Below are 2,558 nucleotides of genomic sequence, written 5' to 3'. Positions count from 1 at the left end.
TATCATTTCTGGTGACCAACTTAGCCGTAAATGGTTTAAAATTATTTGCCTTAATTTGTCATTCAATTTAGTCTTTCGGTCACATCGTGACCGCTTGTATTCGGCATCTGTTTGGGCCACTTCGGCCTGGTAAGGTTCACATCGAGCTAATTCATAAGAAATTGTGGCAGGTGATCGTTTTAGGCGATCGCTCATTTGGATATTGGACAGGCCTAGTTCACAAAAGGTTTCGATTTTAATTCGTTCAGAATAGGTTATACTAGACAAAAGATCAGCTCCTAAAAGATGTGTTTGTGGTAAACACCATTTTAAGGGAAGCTGATCTTTTTTGTCCGAACAGCGTCGGATTAATTTTACAATCTACCCAAATGATTAATAAATACCAATTTGAGCGCTACTTCAAGCTGTAAAAATCCTTATTGTTATTTATTCCACTTTCTACTTCTGCTATCAGTGTTTCAATACTTTCTTGCATTTTGGAATTTTCAGCAGCACGTTGTGCACTTTCGATAAGACCTTTATACAAGCCGCGAATACCTGTTACATGATAAAAGAATTCCTCACCGGCAAAAACATTAATTCCATCATTCTCGATAGTTCTATACATTGTACTTAAGTCATCATGTGTACCATATAGAACGCCAACTACTTTATCGGAAGCATCTAAGGGTAAATGGTTGGTTCTTGCTAAGTTTGTTAAACCTCTGAAATGATCTTCAATTGTTTTAATGTCATCTTTGTTGATAGTGGTTGGACCAGCCTTGATTTGACAATACTTATGCCTATCATCAAGCGCATCATCATATTCAATATCCATTCCATTTACCACAGATGCCGTGGCTACTCCGCCAGTTGTTGAAACCATAAAGGCTTGAAAGTTAGTTCCAAAACTTGTTGCTATTGAAGTTCCCAATGCAAAAGGATATACAACAGCCCTGGCTAAAGAGTTGGCTGTAATTGGTGATCCAAATGCGTTAGCCGTTGCTTGAATTGTAAAAGGATTAACCTTAAATGATTTATATTTTTTGCAAGAATATTTTTGGGCTATTTTAGAAAACAAATTAAAAAAGAAATCGTAAGCATTATCAAGAACTTCTTGTTCAGTTATATTAGACATATTATAAATCTCCTTAAAAAAACGTTGACAACTACCCTTATTAAAGTTAATATATATTCATAACATTATATGGGGGTACGGCTATGAAGACGATCTTAGATAAGAAAGAAATTCACACCCTAATGAAAAAAAAGGGAATAAAAACACAAAAAGAGTTGGCTCAATCAATGGGTATAACCAAAAATCAATTGTCGGTCATGCTATCCAGCTCGTTTTCTCCGATTAAAAGTAACGTCTCTAACCTTGCTGACGTATTAGGGTATGATGTACTTAAGTCTATTGTACCAGTAAACGAGCAATTATCGATATTATCCCCCAAAAAAGATATAAGAAATGAAATGTTCCCAGAGGTTCCGATTGACGTGTCAAACGTAATTGCAAAAAGGAAGTTCAATGCTTTGGAATTATTTGCTGGTGCTGGTGGGCTAGCCCTTGCACTAGAACAGGCAGGTTTTAATGATGTCGGTCTGGTGGAAATTGACAAGCACGCTGCAGATACATTAAAGCTAAACCGTCCTAAGTGGAATGTTATCAATGAAGATATTACCAAGATTACGGCTGATCCTGCAGGCATTTATAAATATATACCCAAGAGTTGCGAAATTGATTTATTAAGTGGTGGCTATCCATGCCAATCTTTTTCTTATGCAGGGAAAAAAATGGGCTTAGACGACACAAGAGGAACTCTGTTTTATCATTATGCTAAAATCTTAGAGCAAGTTAAGCCCAAGATGTTTTTGGTTGAAAATGTTAAGGGGCTTACAACGCATGATCATGGACGTACTTTAAAAACTATGATTAAAGTTTTCGAGAATATGGGCTATAAGACTATTTACAAAGTATTAAACGCATGGGATTTTGGTGTTGCTGAAAAACGTGAACGTATGATTTTAATTGGCATTAGAAATGACTTAATATCACTTATCAATTTCCTAAAAAACATAATTATAAACCTGTTTTGCGTGATGTCTTAAAAAATGTACCTAATTCACCTGGACAAAGATACTCAGATGCTAAGAAAAAAGTTTTAGCTCAAGTGCCTGCTGGAGGATACTGGAGAGACTTGCCGGAGAATGTAGCAAGGGAATATATGGGAAAAAGTTATTATTCTGGCGGAGGTCGTACAGGCATGGCACGTAGATTGAGCTGGGAAGAGCCATCATTGACACTCACTACTTCTCCGAGCCAAAAACAAACTGAAAGATGTCATCCAGTAGAAACCAGACCATTCACAACTCGAGAATATGCTCGTATTCAAAGCTTTCCCGATAGTTGGCATTTTTCTGGGGGAATTGGGTCAATTTACTCGCAAATTGGAAATGCAGTAGCTGTTAATTTTGGGAAAGATATTGCTCTTTCCATTATCAATTCACTTAATCAAGTAAATTGATGTTATCTAATTTTGTTCTTTTGTTGTATTGACAGTAACTTTAGAGTGTTT

The 2,558-nt window shown here is 36.3% G+C and carries 4 protein-coding genes; 2 read left to right on the top strand and 2 right to left on the bottom strand.

All coding sequences use genetic code 11. The annotated features are described in order from the left end of the window. The coding region (locus JCM11969_RS17405) for a helix-turn-helix domain-containing protein (RefSeq protein WP_156319420.1) at positions 1-267 on the bottom strand (267 nt) is incomplete at its 3' end. 127 nt (positions 268-394) lie between these two features. Next, positions 395-1,117 carry a PmeII family type II restriction endonuclease gene (locus JCM11969_RS16360; protein WP_054712956.1) on the bottom strand — a complete coding sequence of 241 codons (723 nt, stop codon included), beginning with the start codon at positions 1,115-1,117 and terminating at the stop codon, positions 395-397. Positions 1,118-1,200: 83 nt separating this feature from the next. On the opposite strand from JCM11969_RS16360, the gene JCM11969_RS20800 reads away from it, so the two are divergent. Beyond that, complete coding sequence (locus JCM11969_RS20800; RefSeq protein ID WP_263850088.1) at positions 1,201-2,091, top strand: DNA cytosine methyltransferase; 891 nt, start codon at positions 1,201-1,203, stop codon at positions 2,089-2,091. Next, positions 2,076-2,507 (top strand): DNA cytosine methyltransferase, encoded by a 432-nt coding sequence (locus JCM11969_RS20795; RefSeq protein ID WP_263850087.1) that lies wholly within the window; start codon positions 2,076-2,078, stop codon positions 2,505-2,507. Before JCM11969_RS20800 ends, JCM11969_RS20795 begins: the two co-directional genes overlap by 16 nt. Positions 2,508-2,558: the final 51 nt, after the last annotated feature.

It is taken from the genome of Secundilactobacillus paracollinoides DSM 15502 = JCM 11969, assembly GCF_001311135.1.
Taxonomy (GTDB): Bacteria; Bacillota; Bacilli; order Lactobacillales; family Lactobacillaceae; genus Secundilactobacillus; species Secundilactobacillus paracollinoides.
Note: the sequence above shows the minus strand (reverse complement) of the source record. Positions and strands in the feature narration are given on the sequence as shown.

Coding starts and splice junctions, on each gene's coding strand:
- JCM11969_RS16360 (WP_054712956.1), bottom strand. CDS start 1,117: ATGTCTAATATAACTGAACAAGAAGTTCTTGATAATGCTTACGATTTC.
- JCM11969_RS20800 (WP_263850088.1), top strand. CDS start 1,201: ATGAAGACGATCTTAGATAAGAAAGAAATTCACACCCTAATGAAAAAA.